General features: G+C 41.5%; 21 protein-coding genes. 17 read left to right on the top strand and 4 right to left on the bottom strand.

What is annotated here, in order from left to right; all coding sequences use genetic code 11:
• Positions 1 to 3: 3 nt before the first annotated feature.
• Positions 4 to 1,656 carry an SWIM zinc finger family protein gene (locus tag CQ839_RS18165; protein ID WP_103669704.1) on the bottom strand — a complete coding sequence of 551 codons (1,653 nt, stop codon included), beginning with the start codon at positions 1,654 to 1,656 and terminating at the stop codon, positions 4 to 6.
• Between the two features lie 230 nt (positions 1,657 to 1,886).
• Here CQ839_RS18165 and CQ839_RS18160 point away from each other — a divergent pair, with 230 nt between their 5' ends.
• Both CQ839_RS18160 and CQ839_RS18155 read left to right on the top strand, forming a co-directional pair.
• Positions 1,887 to 2,618 carry a hypothetical protein gene (locus CQ839_RS18160; protein ID WP_103669703.1) on the top strand — a complete coding sequence of 244 codons (732 nt, stop codon included), beginning with the start codon at positions 1,887 to 1,889 and terminating at the stop codon, positions 2,616 to 2,618.
• A 428-nt stretch (positions 2,619 to 3,046) separates the two neighbouring features.
• A complete protein-coding gene (locus CQ839_RS18155; RefSeq protein ID WP_103669702.1) occupies positions 3,047 to 4,060 on the top strand; it encodes a sensor histidine kinase in 1,014 nt (337 codons plus the stop codon).
• A gap of 36 nt (positions 4,061 to 4,096) precedes the next feature.
• Here CQ839_RS18155 and CQ839_RS18150 read toward each other — a convergent pair whose 3' ends face one another.
• Positions 4,097 to 4,720, bottom strand: a complete 624-nt coding sequence (locus CQ839_RS18150) for a Vat family streptogramin A O-acetyltransferase (RefSeq protein ID WP_103669701.1) — start codon at positions 4,718 to 4,720, stop codon at positions 4,097 to 4,099.
• Positions 4,721 to 4,792: 72 nt separating this feature from the next.
• On the opposite strand from CQ839_RS18150, the gene CQ839_RS18145 reads away from it, so the two are divergent.
• Positions 4,793 to 5,365 (top strand): Uma2 family endonuclease, encoded by a 573-nt coding sequence (locus CQ839_RS18145; protein WP_103669700.1) that lies wholly within the window; start codon positions 4,793 to 4,795, stop codon positions 5,363 to 5,365.
• 42 nt (positions 5,366 to 5,407) lie between these two features.
• Positions 5,408 to 5,788, top strand: coding sequence for a DUF433 domain-containing protein (locus CQ839_RS18140; protein WP_103669745.1), 381 nt, complete (start codon positions 5,408 to 5,410; stop codon positions 5,786 to 5,788).
• 37 nt (positions 5,789 to 5,825) lie between these two features.
• Here the strand turns inward: CQ839_RS18140 and CQ839_RS18135 are convergent, their stop codons facing one another.
• On the bottom strand, positions 5,826 to 6,506 hold the full coding sequence (locus CQ839_RS18135) for an Abi family protein (RefSeq protein ID WP_103669699.1): 681 nt from the start codon (positions 6,504 to 6,506) through the stop codon (positions 5,826 to 5,828).
• Positions 6,507 to 6,788: 282 nt separating this feature from the next.
• Here CQ839_RS18135 and CQ839_RS18130 point away from each other — a divergent pair, with 282 nt between their 5' ends.
• The 6 genes from CQ839_RS18130 to CQ839_RS18105 all read left to right on the top strand — a co-directional run bounded on the left by CQ839_RS18130 (position 6,789) and on the right by CQ839_RS18105 (position 12,726).
• Positions 6,789 to 7,682: a hypothetical protein gene (locus CQ839_RS18130; protein WP_103669698.1), complete on the top strand. Its 894-nt coding sequence runs from the start codon at positions 6,789 to 6,791 to the stop codon at positions 7,680 to 7,682.
• A gap of 10 nt (positions 7,683 to 7,692) precedes the next feature.
• Complete coding sequence (locus tag CQ839_RS18125) at positions 7,693 to 8,097, top strand: hypothetical protein (protein ID WP_103669697.1); 405 nt, start codon at positions 7,693 to 7,695, stop codon at positions 8,095 to 8,097.
• A 140-nt stretch (positions 8,098 to 8,237) separates the two neighbouring features.
• Positions 8,238 to 9,470, top strand: coding sequence for an LL-diaminopimelate aminotransferase (locus tag CQ839_RS18120; protein WP_103669696.1), 1,233 nt, complete (start codon positions 8,238 to 8,240; stop codon positions 9,468 to 9,470).
• A 75-nt stretch (positions 9,471 to 9,545) separates the two neighbouring features.
• Positions 9,546 to 10,178 (top strand): Uma2 family endonuclease, encoded by a 633-nt coding sequence (locus CQ839_RS18115; RefSeq protein WP_219817810.1) that lies wholly within the window; start codon positions 9,546 to 9,548, stop codon positions 10,176 to 10,178.
• Positions 10,179 to 10,241: 63 nt separating this feature from the next.
• A complete protein-coding gene (locus tag CQ839_RS18110; RefSeq protein WP_219817809.1) occupies positions 10,242 to 11,894 on the top strand; it encodes a bifunctional UDP-sugar hydrolase/5'-nucleotidase in 1,653 nt (550 codons plus the stop codon).
• Between the two features lie 205 nt (positions 11,895 to 12,099).
• Positions 12,100 to 12,726, top strand: a complete 627-nt coding sequence (locus tag CQ839_RS18105) for a carbonic anhydrase (RefSeq protein WP_103669695.1) — start codon at positions 12,100 to 12,102, stop codon at positions 12,724 to 12,726.
• Positions 12,727 to 12,879: 153 nt separating this feature from the next.
• On the opposite strand, the gene CQ839_RS18100 is transcribed toward CQ839_RS18105, so the two are convergent.
• Complete coding sequence (locus CQ839_RS18100) at positions 12,880 to 13,443, bottom strand: YdeI family protein (protein ID WP_103669694.1); 564 nt, start codon at positions 13,441 to 13,443, stop codon at positions 12,880 to 12,882.
• A 138-nt stretch (positions 13,444 to 13,581) separates the two neighbouring features.
• On the opposite strand from CQ839_RS18100, the gene CQ839_RS18095 reads away from it, so the two are divergent.
• The 7 genes from CQ839_RS18095 (at position 13,582) to CQ839_RS18065 (ending at position 19,706) form a co-directional block, all read left to right on the top strand.
• Positions 13,582 to 14,265: a cysteine hydrolase family protein gene (locus CQ839_RS18095; protein WP_103669693.1), complete on the top strand. Its 684-nt coding sequence runs from the start codon at positions 13,582 to 13,584 to the stop codon at positions 14,263 to 14,265.
• Positions 14,266 to 14,366: 101 nt separating this feature from the next.
• Positions 14,367 to 15,941 carry an ABC transporter ATP-binding protein gene (locus CQ839_RS18090; RefSeq protein ID WP_219817813.1) on the top strand — a complete coding sequence of 525 codons (1,575 nt, stop codon included), beginning with the start codon at positions 14,367 to 14,369 and terminating at the stop codon, positions 15,939 to 15,941.
• A 61-nt stretch (positions 15,942 to 16,002) separates the two neighbouring features.
• Entirely contained in the window at positions 16,003 to 16,356 is a 354-nt protein-coding gene (locus CQ839_RS18085; protein WP_103669692.1) for a cupin domain-containing protein, read from the top strand.
• Between the two features lie 70 nt (positions 16,357 to 16,426).
• Positions 16,427 to 17,113, top strand: coding sequence for a cysteine hydrolase family protein (locus tag CQ839_RS18080; RefSeq protein ID WP_103669691.1), 687 nt, complete (start codon positions 16,427 to 16,429; stop codon positions 17,111 to 17,113).
• 287 nt (positions 17,114 to 17,400) lie between these two features.
• Positions 17,401 to 18,330 (top strand): pentapeptide repeat-containing protein, encoded by a 930-nt coding sequence (locus tag CQ839_RS18075; RefSeq protein ID WP_103669690.1) that lies wholly within the window; start codon positions 17,401 to 17,403, stop codon positions 18,328 to 18,330.
• A 470-nt stretch (positions 18,331 to 18,800) separates the two neighbouring features.
• The gene (locus CQ839_RS18070) at positions 18,801 to 19,277 is read left to right on the top strand and encodes a hypothetical protein (protein ID WP_219817808.1); all 477 of its coding nucleotides are present in this window, start codon (positions 18,801 to 18,803) and stop codon (positions 19,275 to 19,277) included.
• 57 nt (positions 19,278 to 19,334) lie between these two features.
• Entirely contained in the window at positions 19,335 to 19,706 is a 372-nt protein-coding gene (locus tag CQ839_RS18065) for a roadblock/LC7 domain-containing protein (protein WP_103669689.1), read from the top strand.
• The last annotated feature ends 2 nt before the right edge of the window (positions 19,707 to 19,708 follow it).

Here is a 19,708-nt window from a genome sequence, read left to right as displayed (position 1 = left end):
GTATTACACAATTGCATTAGCGATGCGATCGCTATGCATTCGCAATGCGAGGATATGTTCGCATGGCCCTTTAAATAGCTTGTTTTGTTGATGCCAGTTGCAAGTACATTCGGCGTGAACAATGCGTAGATCGCGATCGAGCGTGACCACAGGTAGGAAAGTTTGATTTTTGTGGCGCACTTCTCCTTGCAAAAATTGAGTTCCCGAAGTATCAATATTGTCATTGGTAATCCGCACGGCATTTTGTTCTAAAAATTGACTTGCTTGGGCTTCGCGATCGCTAGCAAAGCGCAGTTTATCCATCGGCAAAGGCACATTGGACAGTTCGCGCACGCGATAGATCTGCTTATTTAAGTCATAAATCGCTCTACCCGCCTGAGTATAGGCACTGAGTGCACCAAGAACCACCGAGCGATCCAGTCTGAGTCTTGCTGCCAGAGCGTCAGGGGATTCTACCCAATTCTGCTTGAGGGCTTCAAAAATCTGGCGTTTGGTGCGATCATCAACATTCGCCCTAGGCGCAAGTAAATCAAAATTACTCGCCTTTGCCCAGTCATTAGCCGTCCAGCCCGATAAACCCAAGGTGAAGGACATATCTTCAAGATCGGCGACATAAAAAGAAGGCATTCCATTGCCAAGTAAATGCACGGTGAATTTACGCGCAACGGGAATCAGTCGCTCCAAAATCAAGAGGCGACGACGACCCCAAACACGGATCGTGCGATCGCTATTGCCTTCATAAATTGAACGGGAACAGACTATTTCCGTTCCCCAAGGCTCAAATACAATTCGGATAGGTTCGTTCGGCTTGAGAATATAGCGCATACTGCGCGGGCCCTGCTTTTCTTTGCGACGACGCAAAACAAAACAGATATTATAAATATCAGTAGGATGGAGGTCAAAGCGAATTGCAGGAAGTGACATTGCCGAGCTAACCTGCAAAAAGCCGCGCACCCAAGTATCTGGCAGATCGATTTTGACTTCTTTATAGTCAGCCTCTCCTGTGGTCTTTACTTCAAACCCCGAAGGATCGACCTCCAATAACGTCCGTTTATAACTGCGAATCTTTTGGAACTCGTCGTAGAGTGCGGCGGAGTAATCGATATTGGTAGTGCCACAGGCAAATTCATCAATATTCTTAAATACCTCATAGCTAGCCCCCAGACGACCATAGCTAGACTCATCTTGGCTAAAGCATTCAAAGAAAACTTCGTCGGGATGAACGGTAATTACAGGGTCAAGCACAAACCAATAATCTCGATCTTTTTGATAGAGATAATCAAAATATCTCGCGGTGGCTCGATAAAATCCAGACATCCGTTCCGAACTGCGCCGATTTAGATCGGTGAGATCGGCTTGGAGGGCTTTGATCCTATCTGTAACTTCTTGGCGTTGGGCGGCGACCAGTTGCCAGTCAATCTCATTGCGTTGGGCTGCCCAAGCTTTGTAAGCTTCTTTATCCTTTGGCTTAAAACGAAGGTCAGAGACTACAACGTCATGCAAGGCACTAATCGCTTCTCGAAAGGCAATATTCTGGTGCAGTTCACCTCTAAAGTAAGTGGGTTGCCTTGTCACGTCAGGCGAGAACGACATCGCTGTGCGATCGCCTTGTCCAGACACTGACGAACTGCCTTTGTAGCTGTAGTTAAATTCCATACAAATTCCGACTCTTAATCAAGAATACTACGGAACTACGAACAAAGTTGGACAGCAATAGAGCCATAAGAGCAAAGTTTCTAGAAGTTAGGGTGAGATTTAATCAAGGTATGGTCTAAAAGCTTGAGTAGTTGAACAGAAAAATATTTCAGCAGAGACTCTATTGGTATCCGCAAAATGTTATCAATAATAAAAATATAATTGCGCGAATTTAGCCCCTCACATCAGCAATGTACAATCTAGAAAAATTTACTATCAAAGATATGACGAATTGTGGTGCTGCACTACGCAAATCGTCAGTGGGTATGGCAAACATGGAAGCAGTAGCCAACTTAATTGTTGGACATCTTTATGACAACTTCATTAATGAACAAGATCAGAGCAAATCATTTGCATTGGTGCGATTATTTAAAACCCATCCATATATAGATCTAGAGCCGAGCTTGCAGAGAGTTGTAGATCAAAATTTAGGCAAAGCACCAGAAAATCCACAGACAAAATGCTTAACCTTGCTTGCTACAGCGGGAGAACAACAAGCGTGGAATACTAGACAAGATTCATTTGGTCATCAAGCTATACCATTACTTAGCGAAAATGTGGTTGCTCAATCGCCAATGATTTCACAATTAATCAAGCAGTTTGGCTTAGAAATAGGCACGGTTTTAGAACCAGATCCAGCAATTTTAGTAGATATTGAGCAAAGAAGCTTTAATGTCTTCCATATTGGTCAAGCTTTAGGTAACCCTCATGTTCCTGCACAAGCAGAGTTTGTCGTGCCATATGGCATCAAGTCTGTATTGGGATTTGGAGGGATGCTGCCTTCAGGAAATCTCTTAGCGGTCGTGATGTTTGCCAAAGTGAATATTACTCGGGACAAGGCTGACATGTTCAAAACTCTAGCGCTCAATGCCAAAATGGCTTTGTTCCCTTTTGAAGGTAAACAGATTTTTGACAATCAATAATGATAGGTTAAAATTGATTTCTCACTAAGCATCCTCAATGATTGACTATCAAAAGTCGTCTTTGATTATCTCAAACCTTTATTGGCATAGGGGTTTTAGCTTTTTGCGCCTAAATTACAGCAGTGTTCGATCAAACCCGCCACAAGAAGGGTCGCAGGGCGAAGCCCCGCAATGGGTTTTACATTAGTATTTGTGGCAGTTTTGAAAGCAAATTGCTGTAGACTGAAAAGCCAGCTATAAATGGGTTTGAGGCATAGTTCATCATTTTGATAGTCAATCAGATATCCTCAACAGTGTGGTATTTCAATGTTGTTGAATAGAGAGTTTTGGAACCTATCTATGTTACATATACTTATACTGATTTCTTAATTCCTTAAGCTCTTATTTTACCTCTTCAACAAGTCTGTACATTATCCCGCAACAGTTTTATGAATTCCGATCTAGATAGAGACAAAGATAATAAAGAGATCGAGCAACTCAAGGATCAGGTAATCGCCCTCGAACAACTGCTCGAAGTATATGAACAAGAGACTACTAAAAAATCGGAGGAATTAGAGCTGGCTCTTTTGAAGCTTCAACAAACGGCGCAGTTGATTCAGTCTGAGAAGATGTATAGCCTTGGGCTACTGGTTGGGGGAGTAGCTCATGAGATTAATAATCCCGTCAATTTTATTCATGGCAATCTAAATCATTTTCATCAATATACTCAAGACTTATTTCATCTGTTGCATCTTTATCAGGAGCATTATCCCCAACCAGTATCTGCAATTCAAAAGGCAATTGAAGATGTTGACCTAGATTTTCTCAGGCAAGATTTACCTGAGATTCTTACCTCAATGAAGGTTGGAACTGAACGTATTAGCTCAATAGTATTATCGTTGCGCAACTTTGCACGCTTAGACGAAGCAGAAATGAAATTAGTTAACATTCATGAAGGTCTTGATAGCACTTTAGTACTTGTCCGAAATCGTTTAGAGTCTGCGATCGCAGGTTCTAAAATTGAAGTGCATAAAGAATATGGCAACTTATCTTTGGTTGACTGTTATGCTGGACAGCTAAATCAAGTTTTCATGAATATCATTAATAATGCGATTGATGCTTTAGAAAAGTCCTTCAAAGTTGCTCCTTTATTATCAATAGAAGATAATAAAAGACTAGGCAAAACGCCTGCAATTTGGATATCTACAGGAAAGTCTCTACAGGGTAATTCTGTGGAAGTTCGGATTAGAGATAATGGTATAGGTATGACAGAGGATATCCAGAAACAGATATTCGATCCGTTTTTTACTACCAAACCTGTAGGAAAAGGAACTGGTCTGGGGTTAACTGTTAGCTACCAGATTGTGGTAGAACGACATGGCGGTTCACTTAAATGCACTTCGGATTCTGGGCAGGGGACTGAATTTGACTTGGAGATCCCGATCAGCCAAGGTCGATCTTGAAAAAGTTTTGCGATCGCCTCAAGAAGATATCGCAACTTACATGCAATTTTGTAAAGCCGCGATATCAGCGCTTACAATTCGATCTAGATTTCTAGTGATTTTCTCAATGTCCCAATGCCACCAAGCAATTTCGAGTAGCTTTGCGATCGCGCGATCGTCAAATCTCTGACGGATAACTGTTGCAGGATTGCCACCAACGATCGCATAGGGTGGCACGTCTTTAGTAACGACAGATTTGGAGGCAATAATCGCGCCATCACCAATCTTCACTCCCGCAATAATCACCGCCTCGTAGCCGATCCAGACATCATTCCCAATCACAGTATCGCCTTTGTAGGGAAATTCGAGATTTTGTGGTTTCCACTCGTTCCAAAAGATTTGAAATGGATAGGTGGAGATGCCTGACATACTGTGGTTTGCGCCGTTCATGATGAATTTTACGCCCCTTGCGATCGCGCAAAATTTACCGATAATCAGTTTGTCACCGATGAAGTCAAAGTGATACAGGACGTTACGTTCAAAGTTTTCGGAGTCTTCGGGATCGTCGTAATAGGTGTAGTCGCCGATGATGATATTCGGATTAGTAACTGTGTTTTGAATAAAGCAAACTTGAGGAAATCCTGCCATTGGATGCGGATTCTTGGGATCTGGATATTGCATAGATAAGTTAATGGGATATGAAAAACGGTTGCAAGTGCTAAGATTTTAATACTGTATCTTCAAACTAAAAGCATGAATACGGTAACTTTAAATCTTGCGCCCATCTCGAAATTAGCTGACGATCAGTTTTACGATCTATGTCTAGCCAATCCTGATGTCAAGTTTGAGCGTAATGCTAGAGGAGAGGTAATTATCTTGGCTCCGACGGGTGGAGAAACGGGAATTTATAATGCGGGTTTGATTGCTCAGTTTTGGATTTGGAATAATCGCTTTAAGCTTGGCAAGGTGTTTGATTCATCGACTTGTTTTAAGTTGCCTAATAATGCTAATCGATCGCCTGATGTGTCGTGGATTAGTTTGGAGCGATGGAATGCGTTAACTGATTCTCAAAAAGAAAAGTTTCCCCCAATTACACCTGATTTTGTTTTGGAGTTGATGTCGCCAACTGATACTCGCAAGGAGACTCAAGCGAAAATGCAGGAATATATCGAAAATGGCGCAAGGCTAGTTTGGTTGGTAGATCGCAGAGCGAATATTGTCGAGATTTATCGCCAAAATCAAGTCGTGGAAGTTCTCAATAATCCTGATGTGTTATCTGGTGAGGATGTATTGCCTGAGTTTAGTTTAGACTTGCGATCGCTTTAAGAATAAATGTAGTATAGATCTGGGCTATAGGAGGCTATGGATATGATTTCACAATCTAATGCAAAAGTAGCGATTATTCGCACTGAAAGAGGTTTAACAATATCTGGTACTCGAATTACTCTTTATGATGTGATGGACTATGTAAAAACTAAATATCCTGCTAAGTTTATCCAAGGTTTGTTTGAACTTACGGATGAGCAAATTAATGCGGCTCTATCCTACATTGAGATAAATCGGGATGCGGTGGAAGCTGAGTATGCTCAAGTGGTTCGAGAGACTGAAGAACTTCAAGTATATTATGCTAATCAAAATCGCGATCGCCTAATTAGTACTGCTGCAAAGGTAAAAACTGGTAATGAGGCTGCTTGGAAAAAGCTTCAGAAAATGCGATCGCAGCGCGAGGTAAAAGTTAGCGCTTTGTAATGTGACCAACTATATCTTTTGAAGAGTCAATTCACTTTTATTTCTTGCACAGCCCATCAAGAAGTCTTAACGACTTTGAGTATACTTCTGTAAAGCGATCAAAATTCTTAGTCCAAGTAAAAACCTTGGGATTCATCCAAAATATAAATTGATAAATATCCTCGTAAATATCACAAATTTCATGATCATTCCATATACAATCATGGTGAAAGACTTTATTACGAAGATTTAGTATTCTCTGGATTTTGCCCCTAATCACTTTAAGATTAAGTTCGCGGGGTTTAGCGGCTACAAATATACCTTTACAACATGGTTTCCATATTGCATCTTCATAAAATTTTTTCTGAATCAGGCTTTTCCAAAATCCAAAAGTCATTTCAGAAACAATTCTATTTGATACTTCTATATATCCAAGTCTTTGAAGTTTTTTGATTGCTTGATCAATTTCTTCTCTCTCATGCTCTGTTAGTTGCAATGCTTCACAAGAGAACCAATCTTGACCATATTTGTTTTTTAAGACAGTGTGAATCGAGTTTCTGAGGGTGATTTCTATTGTGTGCAAGCAGGGATACATTGCTTCACATAACTGAATATTGATTTCGTAGATATGCAATGCATCCTTAAAACTATTTGCTGCCGAAAGATAGGGATTGAAGTGATAGGAGGTAAAATGCTTTTGAATTTCTTGAAGATCTGTATCGGATAGCTCACGAGGCATTGACTAATTTAAGTATTGAGTTAGAATGGTATGTGTAGACCCCAGATAACCCAATGTCTCAAGGTGTTAATGCTACAACTCACAAATATAATATCAACTTTATATAAAATAGTGAAGGATTCCTAGAGAGTCAACCATTTCTAGCTACGCCCGTACTGCAAAGTTTAAAGGGGTTATGTCATAGACATTTTTAGAATGGTTCTCTAGCCAGAAGTTCGATCGGTAGCATAAGGTTTGAGTTATGGTTCTGGGGTTATTTCAATTTTTAGTAGCTATTTTAATATGAGATCTGATATCTCCAACATTGAGAAGTATTTAGAGACAGAATTTGAAAGAGAGCTTTTTAAGGCATCAATTTCGTATCTATGTAGTGAAAATGATCCATTAAGATTTAATAGCTTTGCTTACTCAATGAGAGAACTTTATAGACATGTTCTGAGCAGGCTATCCCCAGAAGAAGAAATTGTCAAGTGTGAATGGTTCAAGATAGAAGATAGTAATGAAGGCAAATCCACCAGAAGACAAAAATTGATATACGCAATTCAAGGTGGGCTTGCAGATAAGTATGTAAAAGATGAATTAGGTATAGAGATTGATGAGTTTTGGTCTGGAATAAGTAAAAGTCAAGATCTACTATCAAAATACACTCATGTTAATAAAAACACATTTAATATTTCAGATGAAGACTGTAGCAAGTTTTCATCTGAGGTTTTAAGTTCGCTAGGAACAATTTTTGCAGTTATTTCTGATGCTAAGGCTGAAGTCATATCACAACTATACCAACATATCAGTAATAAACTAGTTAGTACATTTATTTCTAATACGATATCTGACATTGATATATTAAGTACTCATACTTATGTGGAAGATGTGGATATTGAAGAATGCGAAATAATAAAAATTGACTCTACAAATATTTATTTTTCTGGATGTGGAAATGTCCATGTTTCCTTAAATTATGGTAGCGATAAAGATGAGCCAACAGAATTACAGGATAATTTTCCATTTGATTTTAAATTTCTGAGTCCCGTCCATACACCAGAATTAATACAAATAACCCTCGAAGATATATCAATTGATACTAGTAGTTGGTTTGGTGACGACGATGATATAGATATGTCGATTGAGAACAGTGAAAAATTTCAAGTTGATGTCAATTTTACAGGTTTCTTCTAGAAACAGCAAAATGATTGAATTATTTGAGCTTTTGCAAAAAGTTGAGAAGAACTCAGGGATGTATTTAGGTCGTCAATCAGTTAGCGATCTATTTATGTTTCTAGCTGGATATGAATGTGCGCGAAGTCATATTAATGATGAACTTACTCAAGAAGAAGAGGACTTTTATAACGAGTTTCAGCCTTGGCTACAGCAAAAACTAGGCGTAAGATCCGTTGCCTCATGGGCAAAACTAATCATGCTCTCCTGTCACGATGAAAAGACAGGCTTTGAAATGTTTTTTAAATTCCTGAGAGAGTTTCAAGTACGCAATGCTGAAATTTTGGCTAACGCTCAAGAAGTACAACAGGCTTTTAAAGATGGCACAGCGAAAAGCGGTTCTGTCGATGATTTGTTAGCAGACTTACTAGGATAAGAAACTACTGGAAATGGTGATTTTGCTAGTAGATATTGGCAGTCATGATGAAGTCTATTAGAGCTTTTGGTGACTTAAGTAACTTGATAAAGGCATAATATAAAACTATACAAAAATCAAAAAAGATTAACTCATCCATCATGGCTACCGTTAACGACAACTATCTCAAACTCAAGGCAGGCTACCTGTTTCCCGAAATTGCAAGACGGGTAAACGCCTTTATCGAGGCAAATCCTGACGCGAAAGTGATCCGTCTCGGCATTGGCGATGTCACCGAACCCTTGCCCCAAGCCTGTCGTGATGCCATGATCAAGGCTGTCGAAGATATGGGCGATCGCAATTCATTCAAGGGATATGGCCCCGAACAAGGCTACGCATGGTTGCGTGAAAAGATTGCGGCAAATGATTTTCAGGCAAGAGGCTGTGATATTGACGCTTCCGAGATTTTCATTTCCGATGGCTCTAAGTGCGACTGCGGCAACATTCTCGATATTTTTGGCGATGACAATATTATTGCCGTTACCGATCCTGTCTATCCCGTGTATGTCGATACCAACGTCATGGCAGGTCACACAGGCGACATCAACGACAAAGGCGAATACGAAGGCTTAGTTTATTTGCCAGTAACTGCCGAAAATAATTTCACCGCCGAGATCCCAACCCAAAAGGTCGATCTGATTTATCTCTGCTTCCCCAACAATCCCACAGGCGCAACTGCTACTAAGGAACATTTGCAAGCATGGGTTGATTATGCGCGTGCTAACGGTTCGATCATCTTCTTTGATGCCGCCTACGAAGCATTTATCACCGACCCTAACCTTCCTCACTCAATTTATGAAATTGAAGGCGCTAAGGAATGTGCGATCGAGTTCCGTTCTTTCTCGAAGAATGCAGGATTTACAGGTACTCGTTGCGCGTTAACCGTTGTGCCTAAAAACTTGATTGGCAAGGCTAAAGATGGTTCTAACGTCGAACTCTGGAAGCTCTGGAATCGTCGTCAATCCACTAAGTTTAATGGCGTTTCCTACATCGTCCAGCGTGGTGCTGAGGCAGTCTATTCTGAAGAAGGAAAAGCGCAAACTAGAGCCTTGATTGACTTCTACATGGAAAATGCCAAGATCATCCGTGAGAAATTGACCGAAGCAGGTTTGGCTGTCTATGGTGGCGAGAATGCTCCCTATGTGTGGGTGAAGACTCCCGCAGGGCTGACCAGTTGGGACTTCTTTGACAAGCTCTTGCAAACCTGTAATGTGGTGGGAACCCCAGGTTCTGGTTTTGGTGCAGCAGGTGAAGGTTACTTCCGTATTTCGGCTTTCAATAGCCGCGATAACGTGAATGAAGCCATGCGTCGCATTCTCGACAAGTTCAAATAAGGTATATCGTAGGGGCAATTCATGAATTGCCCCTACGATATAATTAGCTCTTAACGTTACGTCAGAGGTACGCTCATGGTCATCGCTCAAGCTAAACCGATCGCAAAAAATATATCTCCAGAATCTGAAGTTTCAGATGGCAAAGTTCGCATGACCCTAGAGGGATATCGGGCGATCGCCGAAACATCTGAAGAACGTTATGAATATCGCAACGGAGAAATGATTACCATATCTGGAGCAACAGCAACTCATAGCACGATCTCAGTCAATCTATTGAGTTACCTAGGATTTTTGCTTAGAGATACAGATTTTCGGTTATACAACAGCGCTTTACGAGTATGGGTTCCTGAGTATAACTGCGGTACTTACACCGATCTCGTGGTTATTAACGGCGAGCCAGAATTTAATGGCGATCGCACTGACGAAATTCTAAATCCCTTACTGATTGTGGAAGTTCTATCTCCCTCAACTGAAGGCTACGATCGCGGCGACAAGTTTAGAAAATATCGCTCGATTTCTAGCTTTTGTGAATATTTACTCGTTAGTCAATCAGAACCCTATGTGGAGCAATATCACCAAATTGATCGCCAAAATAACAATGATCGTTGGGAACTACAAATATGCGATCGCTTAGAGCAGTCTATTCATTTACAGAGCTTGAATTTAGAACTGCCAATGTCAGAAGTATATCGGCGGATTAAATTTTAAGCGATCGCTTAAAACAAGCGTTAAACTGGCATAGAAAAAACTTTGAACTTGAGGGTGATAACTGTGAAAGCGAAGAATAGTTTAAAAGCGATCGCCAATTATTTAAAACTGAAACCGCAGATGAGGCGATCTTTTCAGATATTCGGAGCTTTTGTGATTACCTTTCTCATTGTGGTTTCACCAGCACTCTTAAATGTCGTTGCACAAGAAAGTCGCTTCTCCCTCAGGATTTTGCATACCAACGATCACCACGCGCATTTGGAACCTATCAAATATGGCGATCGCCTTTTGGGGGGAATAGCCCGTCGTCGTACTCTCATTGACCAAATTCGTATAGAAAGTAAAAACAATCAAGAGCCTTTACTGCTATTAGATGCAGGCGATATTTTTCAAGGCACTCTCTATTTCAATCAGTATCTAGGACAGGCTGACCTCGATTTTTATAATGCCCTTGCCTACGATGCAGGAACTATTGGCAATCATGAATTCGATCGCGGTCAGCAGGTACTTGCCGACTTCATCTCTAAAGCAAAATTCCCAATTATTTCCGCAAATATCGACATCGCACCTGAATCACCTCTCTATGGCAAAGTTCGTCCTTGGCATGTTCTCGATGTGAAAGGCGAAAAGATTGGGGTATTTGGCTTGACGACTCCCGATACAGCGATTTTATCCAGCGTTGGTGATGGAGTGAAGTTTACTGATCCGATCGCAGCCGCTCGTGCCTCAGTGATTGCTCTCAAACAACAAGGCATCAATAAGATTGTGGCTTTGACTCACATTGGCTTTGAGAATGATGTGGCACTGGCGCGAAAAGTCCCTGATATTGATATCATCATCGGTGCTCATAGCCATACACCTGTTGGGAATATCCCTAATGCTAACTACCCCTATCCATTAGTTGAGAAGAATGGCACAAAGGAACCTGTGTTAGTGGTAACGGATTGGGAATGGGGTAAATATTTGGGTGATTTGTCGGTGAGCTTCGATCGTACAGGCAAATTGATTGCTTGGGCAGGTAAACCCCACGCTCTTGATGCAAGCGTCAAATCCAATCCAGAATTTGCGGATAAACTCAAAGTCTATGCAGCGCCAATTGAGGCTTTACGGCAAAAAATCATTGGTAAATCTTTGGTTGCTCTTGATGGCGATCGCGTCAAACTGCGAACTAGCGAAACTGCTTTAGGAAATTTGATAGCTGATGCGATCTTGGCAAAGACTAAAGGCGATCAAGTCCAAGTAGCGCTGATTAATGCAGGTGGCATTCGCAATGGTTTCCCTCTAGGCAATATCACGATGGGCAATGTCTTAGAAGCACTTCCCTTTGGCAATACGATTACGCGGGTGGAGTTAACTGGCAAGCAATTAAAGGAAGCCCTAGAGAGTGGTGTGAGTATGGCAGAGAAAGAAGAAGGAAGATTTCCCCAAGTGGCAGGAGTTCGCTTTGTCTGGGATGCGAAACTTCCCTCAGGCACGCGAGTTACGAAAGTAGAAGTTAAAGATGCTTCAGGGACATTCCAATTGTTAAATCCCAATACAATTTATAAGGTCGCGACAAATAACTTCCTTGCCTCTGGTGGTGACGGTTATCGTGTTTTTGCAGAAGGGAAAAACCTTTTGGAAACTGGTTATCTCTTATCTGATACGATCGCAGAATATATAACTGCTAGGTCGCCTTTGCAGGTAAAAACTGAGAATCGCATTGTCCGTCAGTAACAACAAGCCAAACCCAATGATTATAAAAGCTACCCGAAGCGTAGCTTTTATAATCATTGGGTTTGGCTTGTTGTTAAATTGCGATCGCGCAGTTTAGTTATGAGAACAATACATTCACTAGCTTCTATCGAACTTATGTTAAATTCACTACTGTTTCAGAATGGAAAGCTAGCTAACTTTGAGCATACCAATTTCATGATCACCTATGCTCACGGCAAATCAAACCTACTATACTGTCGAGAATCTAGATGCTGAAGCTGCCCTGCGGGAACTTAAAGAAGGCAACGATCGCTATGCGCTCGATCATGTAGAGCATCCCCATGAGGGTTCGCAACGCCGAGTTGATCTGTCAATTGCCCAGCATCCTTTTGCGATCGTCTTAGGTTGTGCTGATTCTCGGGTTGTGCCTGAACTGATTTTCGATCAAGGGGTTGGGGATTTGTTTGTGCTTAGGGTTGCGGGAAATGTGGCTGACGATGCGGTGATTGCTAGTATTGAGTTTGCGGTTGAGCATCTGGGAACAAGACTAGTTGTTGTGCTTGGACATGAGCGATGCGGTGCGGTGATGGCTGCGATCGGTCATGCATTTTCTGAGGGAAAGCTCAATTCGTTGATTAAGTATATTGAGCCTGCGGTGCAGGCTGGTCAGGAAGCTAATGGTGATTGTGTGGTGAGCGATACGGTGAAGGCACATGTCAATTTGATGGTAAAGGAGATTGAATCTACGGTTCCCATTTTGTCCCATGAAGTAAAGAATGGAAATTTGAAGGTTGTTCCTGCTTATTATCGGTTGGCGACGGGAAAGGTTGAGTTTCTGGGTAGTACTAAATAGGTAAGGATGGGCGGCGCGAAGCGCCGCCCATCCTTAAAAGTCGGGGATCTTAATATCTGTCTACGAGAGGTTTGTGCTTTTTTGGGCTAGGCATGACCGTAGCTATGGCTACACCGTTTTGCAGATGATTTCTTCTCTTACTAAGTTCATCTCTCAAAATTGCTTTGGCTTTCTTTGATTTTCTGCGGAAATCACAATTTCTCTGATTCTTTTTTGTCTTGTCTCTTCCCTTTTTGCTAAAGTTCTCCATTGCAAAAGATTTCGCTTGTCTGTTCGACTCAAATTCAGAAAATAATCTTTTGCAACTGGACTTGAAGATAATGATGTCATCAAGTCATCGGGAATGATTAAAGCTTCAACTTCATCAAGAATGTTCCAAGAGCCATTACTTTTAGCGATCGCGATCGCATTAAGTCCAGCTTGTGTCATCAGGTTCTTATCAATTAGACTAGCGACTTTCTCTTTGTTCACCTTAGACCACACACTATTTGGCTTTCTCACGCTAAAAAATTGCATATACTTTTCTGTGTCAATAGACTTTGCCTTGCTGTCTATCCAGCCAAAACAGAGCGCTTCGTCTACAGCATCACTGTAATTTATGGAAGGTTTGCCACTGTTTTTCTTGTAATAGATTAGCCAAATAGAGCTTTCTGTAGAATGATTCCTAGCCAACCATTCTCGCCACTGTTGCCGATTTTCAGGATAAAAAGTGTTCATTTTTGTTTAGCGTATTTGTTTAGCAGATTAAAGCTGCGATCGCTATAAGTTTCTGAGTAACAGTCTGGGCTAACCAGATCCTCAACAATTAATACAAATCTACAACGCAAGTTTGTATTAATCTAAAAAAAATCGCTTATGCATATTAACTCTACCCCCTATCCTTACCCCTACAACGGTGACCTCAGACCAGACAATACTGCTCTGATCATCATCGATATGCAGACAGACTTTTGTGGAGTCGGTGGCTATGTAGACAAAATGGGCTATGACCTCTCACTCACCCGCGCTCCGATTGAGCCAATTAAAAAAGTTTTAACCCTGTTTCGCGAAAAAGGCTTTCTGATTATTCACACCCGCGAAGGACATCGCCCCGACTTATCAGATTTACCTGAAAACAAGCGCTGGCGATCGCAAAGAATTGGTGCAGGCATTGGTGATGAAGGGCCCTGTGGCAAAATCTTAGTCCGTGGTGAAAAAGGTTGGGATATCATTCCAGAGCTTTACCCGATCGCAGGTGAACCAATTATCGACAAACCTGGAAAAGGCTCATTCTATGCCACCGATCTCGACCTACTTTTAAAACGTAATGGCATTCAAAATATTATCTTGTCGGGCATTACCACCGATGTCTGCGTCCACACGACCATGCGTGATGCTAATGATCGTGGCTATGAATGTCTGATGCTGTCTGACTGCACAGGTGCAACTGACTATGGCAATCATCTTGCGGCGCTGAAAATGATCGAAATGCAAGGCGGCGTATTTGGTGCAGTCAGTGATTCTGAAACATTGACTACAGCGATCGCGCAAAATTTCTAGTTAAATTATCAAAATGCTTTAAGTAGTACGTTGCTATGGAAAAACCGATGCCTGACGATCTTGAAAGCAATCTTGCTGCTAATCTGGTCGAAGAAGAATCTATGAAAGAGTCGATACCATCCTTGACTATTCCATCTAGTGTTTCCGCTGATACCTTGCGATCGCACCTACCTCCTGAATTAGAGCTAGTAAATATCTCTAAGAAGTTTGGCTCGTTCGTCGCCGTTGATAATGTCTCGCTCAAGCTTGCTCCTGGGACTTTTCATGCACTACTCGGTGAAAATGGTGCAGGTAAAAGCACGTTGGTCAAATGCATTATGGGTTTCCATGCTGCGAGTCATGGCGATATTTTGATTAACAAACAATCCCGCGATATCAGCAGTCCGCGTGATGCCTATAACTATGGCATTGGCATGGTTTATCAGCATTTCACGGTTGTGCCTGCGATGACGGTTGCCGAGAATCTCTTGTTAGTGCGTCCTGACACACCGACGATCATTAATTGGAAGGATGAATTAGAAAAGCTAGAAGCATTCATGGCATCGGCTCCTTTTAAAATTGATCTCAATACGCCAATCTCGCAGTTGGCTGCTGGACAAAAGCAGAAGTTAGAAATTCTCAAACAACTTTATCTCAAAAGTCGCATTCTCATTCTCGATGAACCAACATCAGTTTTGACTCCTCAAGAAGCCGATGAAGTGTTAGGGCTTTTGCGCGAGGAAGTTACCGCAGGACGCTTGAGCGTCTTGATGATCAGTCACAAGTTCCGTGAGATTACTGCCTTTGCCGATGATGTCACGGTGCTGCGTAAAGGCAAATATGTAGGGACAGGTTCTACTAAAGATCTATCAGTCTCGGATATGGCGGCAATGATGCTTGGTGAAGCAAAAGAAGCCCGTCAAGTTATCAAAACAGAAGTTGCGACAGATAATCTAGTTCTCGAAGTGCGGAATGTTCATGCCGATCGCGATAATGGTTTAGAAGCAGTTGCTGGCGTTGATTTAAAAATCAAAAGCGGTGAAATCGTTGGTATCGCTGGCGTGTCAGGTAATGGACAGAAAGAGCTAGTGGAAGTTCTCTCTGGGCAGCGCATCCCCACATCTGGCGAAGTTTTTGTCAATGGCGATCGCTACTATGCAACGCGCAAGGAAATGTATAGCCATCAAGTATTCTCACTGCCCGAAGAACCTCTGCGGAATGCCTGTGTGCCGTATATGAGTGTCGCTGAGAATCTGGCTTTAAGAACCTTTGATCGAGATCCACAAGCTAAAGGTGGGATTTTACTGCTATTCAAGGCAATTCGTGAAACTGCCAAGAATTTGATTAAGGTATTCTCGATCAAAACGCCATCACCTGAAACCCCTGTCGGTAATCTCTCAGGTGGTAATGTGCAGCGTACAGTTCTTGCGAGAGAGCTTTCCGCAGAGAAAATCAAATTATTGATTGTGGCAAATCCTGTCTTTGGTCTAGACTTCGCAGCGGTTGAGTATATTCACAATCAAATTGTGGAAGCTCGAAATCGCGGCGTGGCTGTACTCTTAGTCAGCGAAGATCTTGATGAGATTTTGACTTTAAGCGATCGCATTCTAGTGATAAGTGATGGTAAATTCGTTTACGAAAGTGCCAGTACTGAAGCTAATCTCGCTGAGATCGGACAGAAAATGGCAGGACATTAAGTTAGGATTTTGAGGTTTTGCATTTGCCATGAGTAAATGCAAAACCTTTATATAAAAAAACATGATTATCAATCAAAAGGTTCGGGTCTTTCCTGAATTGCTCACTCGCTCTAGCTATGATGATCTACCTTGGGAGCCATTTCGCCAAGGAGTCGAAATCTATCCTTTATACAAGAATGATTTGGGAGCAAGTGCAGCACTGCTGCGCTATGAAGCAGGAGCGAAGGTTCCCCATCATTCCCATTCAGGGTACGAACATATATTCGTCTTGTCGGGTTCACAGACCGATGCTGATGGCAAATATGCCAAAGGCTCTGTAGTCATTAACCCTCCTGATACTAGTCATCAAGTCTCTAGTGAAGAAGGATGCGTGGTTCTCATTGTCTGGGAAAAACCTGTAATTATTAACGAATAAGCAGTTTTCATTTTGCCTACGGCAAAATGAAAACTGCAAAACCATATACTCAATTATTGAGGAGAAACTTATGCCTGCGATCGCGGCTCAACCTTATGATTATGAATTGCCAACTGAGAGCAAAATAGCTCTAGTCATTATCGATATGCAACGTGATTTCCTAGAACATGGTGGTTTTGGTGATGCACTAGGTAATGATGTCACACAATTACAGAGCATCGTGCCAACAGTTAAGAGTCTATTAGAAACTTTCCGATCGCTAGATTTGCCTGTAATTCACACCATCGAGGCTCATTCTCCTGACTTATCAGACTGTCCTCCCTCAAAGCTCAATCGAGGTCAAGGCAATCCTAAAATTGGTGACCAAGGAACAATGGGGCGAATCCTAATCGTTGGGGAAGATGGCAATAATATTATTCCTGAGCTTACGCCTCTAGATAATGAAATTGTGATTGTCAAACCAGGGAAAGGTGCATTTTGTCGAACAAGCTTAGAGGATATCTTGCAAAAAGAACAGATTACTCATCTTCTCTTTACTGGTGTTACTACGGAAGTATGTGTCCAAACAACAATGCGTGAAGCCAACGATCGCGGTTATGAATGCTTACTAATCGAAGATGGAACTGCGAGCTATTTTCCAGAATTTAAATCTTCAACGATTGAAATGCTTCGCGCTCAAGGCGGGATCATCGGTTGGACTGCAAACGCTGATGCGGTGATTTCGGTATTAGCACCTCAAACAATGGCGATCGCATAGGTCTTTGACAGTGCTTTGCGCTCAACCCCAAACCAAGAAAAGCTTTAAAAGCAATGCTTTTAAAGCTTTTCTTATGGGTTCTTCGATTAAAAACTGCTGTATCTCTTCACTAATACCAATTCACAAAAGTGTGACAACACTTCTGTGAATTAAAAAGCAAACCCTGTAAGGGTTTTAAAAGCACAAAGTGGCTACGCCACTTTGTGCTTTGGTATAAAGTAGCGATCGCGATATCGTAGTAAAATGTTTATGTATATCATTAGTTCCTAAAATAGTTTCTATAAGTCATGGAACCAATCGAAAGTAATCCAGTTGGACGTGCCCGTGGTTGGTTAATCGGTGAACTCAGTAATTTAGTTGAAATTCCTGTTCAAACTATTCGCTATTACGAACGTCTGGAATTATTGCGCAAACCTCATCGAACTGAGCAAGGCTACCGAATTTACTCTACAGATGCGTTGGAGCGCCTTTTATTTATTCAAGGGGTCAAAGCTTTTGGACTTTCTCTTGATGAGATCAAACAACTAATGGATCTACAAGCTTTGCATACCATACCCTATGCAACCTTCAAACTCATGGTGAAGCGGAAACTGGATAAGCTGGATTTGCAAATTCAAGAATTAATGACTCAACGACAAAATATTTCTCAACGGTTAGATCTAATTGCTGAAGTTTTACCTGATTGTGATACTACCAATTTAGAACTTGAGCAAAACCATCTACTCAATTTGATCAGTACATCTACTAATTCAATAGATTTAGAAGAGACTCAGTGCGATCGCCCTATGTTTTTAGATCGCAGTCAAGAAGTCTTATATATGTATTCAGTCGGGAGACGGAACTTTAGACTAATAAATCTAATCAGTGCAAAACTCAATGGGGCAAATTTGAGTGGTGCAGATTTTACTAATGCCAAATTGATGTTGTCAGACTTATGTGAGGTATCAATGATAGAAACAAAATTTGTTGGTGCGAATCTAGCTGGTGCAATGATGAGTGAAGCTTGCTTGCAAAAAGCTGACTTTACCGATGCATTATTAGTCGGAGCTGATCTTAGTGGTGCAGATTTAGAAGGGGCAAATTTTACCGCCGCAAATTTAGGGGGTGTGAACTTTACAGGTGCAAATTTACGAGGTGTGGATTTTGGTGAGGCAATTTTGACTGGGGCAGATTTTACTAAAACTGATATTTTACAGGGAAACAACTTTCTTGCTTAGCAAAGTAGATAGACATAATTAATTTCAAACCCAAACCCATAAGATTGCGCCCCTGCGGGGCACAATCTTATGGGTTTGGGGAATTTTCTGCATAGGTACTTACAACACAAGCAAACTTTTTTTATCGCAGCACCTGATTATTCCAATAGTTCTATAGAAAAAGCATTGATTTGACTCTATCAAAATGATTGATAAGTTTTTATAATAGCAACTTTTTTTTATCCCCATTGACACTGTAGCTAGCTATAGCCACTAGAGTAAGTGGCGCAAGAAAAAACTACTAGCTAGTCTTATCAAGCAGGCGATAGAGTCTAACTCTATATAGGGGATATGGGCACTGTATATCAACATTTCCGATGAATATTTTTCTGGTGGGAATAGAGTACAAGTGACATCACTAAAGTCGTAATTTTGATGCTTTCAATATGAAGGTATGCCCTACACATCAATGTAAATATTAAGGTTTCACTATGTCTAATACTTCACAAATGCGTAATGAACTCGGTGATTTCAGTAGTATAGTTTGCTTCAAAGCAGTAGTTGTGGGTACTGAAGAAGCACTAGGGGAAAAAGCCGCCGCGATCGCTCTAATTTCTGCTGGTCGTAACCGTGGTAAGCAAGTAGCTGAACAGCTTGGTCTTGAGGGAAAAGGTCTTGCTAACGCGGAAATTGTTCCAATTCTTCAGGCAGCATTGGGCAAAGATGGCACAAAGCTTTGCATTATCGACAAAATTGTCGAATCGGGAGAAACGATCTCAGCTTACTGTAGTGAAACAGTTTGCTCTGCTGGTGAGCCTCAAGGATCTCCTCGCAAACTAACATTTACTCTGGGAGCAGTACAAGGGGTACTAGAAAAAGTCACTGGCAAACGTCTTCGTGGCAAGCAGACAGAATCAGTTCTGCGAGGCGGTTCTCATGACGTTATTGAGTTTGAAGTCCTCGCCTAAGACTTCATCGGTTTAATTGTTTTGTGTATCATTTGTACTTATTAGGAGAATTTCATAGTGGCAATTAACACTGAAAAACTTAGTCTCGTTCTACAAAATTTTGTATCCGCAACTAGCGATGTTCAGGGTGCGGCTCTCGTTACTCCAGATGGTTTACCCTTGGCTTCGACCTTACCAGGTGCAATGGATGAAGAAAGAGTATCGGCAATGTCTGCTGCTATGCTGTCTCTCGGTGAAAGAATCGGACAAGAACTTGCCAGAGGTGGTATTGAGCGTATTTTCGTTGAAGGCGACAAAGGTTACGGTATTCTGACAAGCTGTGGTGATGATGCCGTACTTCTGGTATTGGCTGATCAAAAGGCAAAGCAGGGGATTTTGATGTTGGAAATTAAGCGGATTGTTTCAGAAATCAAGCAGATTTTGAAATAAAC

It is taken from the genome of Pseudanabaena sp. BC1403 (assembly GCF_002914585.1).
GTDB lineage: Bacteria > Cyanobacteriota > Cyanobacteriia > Pseudanabaenales > Pseudanabaenaceae > Pseudanabaena.
The sequence above is the reverse complement of the archived record's forward strand: the minus strand, read 5'-3'. Positions and strand labels throughout refer to the sequence as shown.